Below are 1,745 nucleotides of genomic sequence, written 5' to 3' on the forward strand. Positions count from 1 at the left end.
GCAGGCGGCCGCGTAGGGGCCGGGCCGATGCGACCCACCCAAACGCCCCCCGCGCGCATCCTCCCGGCCTCCCTCGCGCGGGACCTGCCGGCCTCCTTCGTCGTGTTCCTCGTGGCGCTGCCGCTGTGCATGGGCATCGCCCTGGCCTCGGGTGTGCCGCCCGAGCGCGGGCTGATCACCGGGATCGTCGGCGGCATCGTCGTCGGACTGCTCGCGGGCTCGCCGCTGCAGGTCAGCGGGCCGGCGGCGGGGCTTGCCGTCATCGTGTTCGAGTTCGTGCGCCAGCACGGGCTCGGGATGCTCGGCCCGGTGCTCGTGCTCGCCGGCGCGGTCCAGGTCGCCTCCGGCGCGCTCCGGGTCGGAGGCTGGTTCCGCGCGATCTCGCCGGCGGTGGTGCACGGGATGCTCGCCGGCATCGGCCTGCTGATCGTGCTCGGCCAGGTCCACGTGCTCACCGACGCCCTGCCGCTGGCCTCGGGCCTCGACAACCTCGTGGCGATCCCGGCCGCGTTCTTCGACTTCGTCACGGGCGAGGGCAACCGCGTCGGCGCCGTCACGGTCGGCCTCGCCACCATCGCGGCGATGATCGCCTGGGAACGCCTGCGGCCGGCGCGGATGAGGATGGTGCCCGGCGCGCTGATCGGCGTCCTCGCCGGCACCGCGGTCGCCGGGCTCGGCGGCCTCGCGGTCAAGCGGATCGAGGTCCCGGACGCGATCCTGTCCACCCTGTCGATGCCGGGGGCGGCGGAGTGGGGCCGGCTGCTCGAGCCGACGATGATCGTGATGGCGTTGACCATCGCCGCCGTCGCCAGCGCCGAGAGCCTGCTGTCGGCGGCCGCCGTCGACCGGATGCACGACGGGCCGCGCACGCAGTACAACCGCGAGCTCGGCGCGCAGGGCGTCGGCAACCTGATCTGCGGCCTGATCGGCGGCCTGCCGATGACCGGGGTGATCGTGCGCTCCTCGGCCAACGTCCAGGCCGGCGCGGCGACGCGGGCCTCGACGGTGATGCACGGGACGTGGATCCTCGCCTTCCTGCTCGCCCTCCCCTGGGTGCTGAAGCTGGTGCCGACGGCCGCGCTCGCCGGCATCCTGGTGGTCACCGGCTGGCGCCTGATCGGGCCCCACCACGCCGTCCACCTGCACGCGCGCTACGGCTGGCTCACCGCCGCGATCTGGCTCGCGACGATGGTGATGGTGGTGGCCACCGACCTGCTCACCGGCGTGCTGGTCGGGCTCGGGCTCAGCCTGCTCCAGGTCATTCCTACACTGCGCAAGGGCCGCCTGCGGATCGAGCACGCGGCGGCGACGGAGGTGGCGGGGGTGCCGGAACTGCGCCTCTCGGGCTCGGCCACCTTCCTGCAGCTCCCGCACCTCACCGAGGCGCTGGAGCGGACCCCCGAGGGCGGCGAGGTCCGCCTCGGGACGAAGGACCTCGCCCACATCGACCACACCTGCCTGGAGATGATCGGGGACTGGGCGGGACGGCGCGCCGCCTCGGGCACGCGGGTGTCGGTCGTCGGCGGGTTCGGCCGGCCGCACGAGAAGCTCGTCGCGGCCGTGGCGGCACCGTCCAAGGACTGAGCGGTGGACACGCGGGAACGAGGGACGGAACGACGGGGCCGGCATCGCGCGAGCGGTGCCGGCTCATCGCGTGCCCGAGCCCGCGCGTTCCGGCCTTACGCGTCCGCCGGGACGGCGGCATCCGCGATCGCGAAGAGGGGCGGCTGCAGGGCCCCCGCCTC

The 1,745-nt window shown here is 74.7% G+C and carries 1 protein-coding gene; it reads left to right on the plus strand.

What is annotated here, in order from left to right; genetic code table 11:
• Positions 1 to 27: 27 nt before the first annotated feature.
• On the plus strand, positions 28 to 1,584 hold the full coding sequence (locus FV223_RS26740; protein ID WP_147729750.1) for a SulP family inorganic anion transporter: 1,557 nt from the start codon (positions 28 to 30) through the stop codon (positions 1,582 to 1,584).
• Positions 1,585 to 1,745 lie beyond the last annotated feature (161 nt).

It is taken from the genome of Methylobacterium sp. WL116 (assembly GCF_008039455.1).
Lineage (GTDB): Bacteria > Pseudomonadota > Alphaproteobacteria > Rhizobiales > Beijerinckiaceae > Methylobacterium.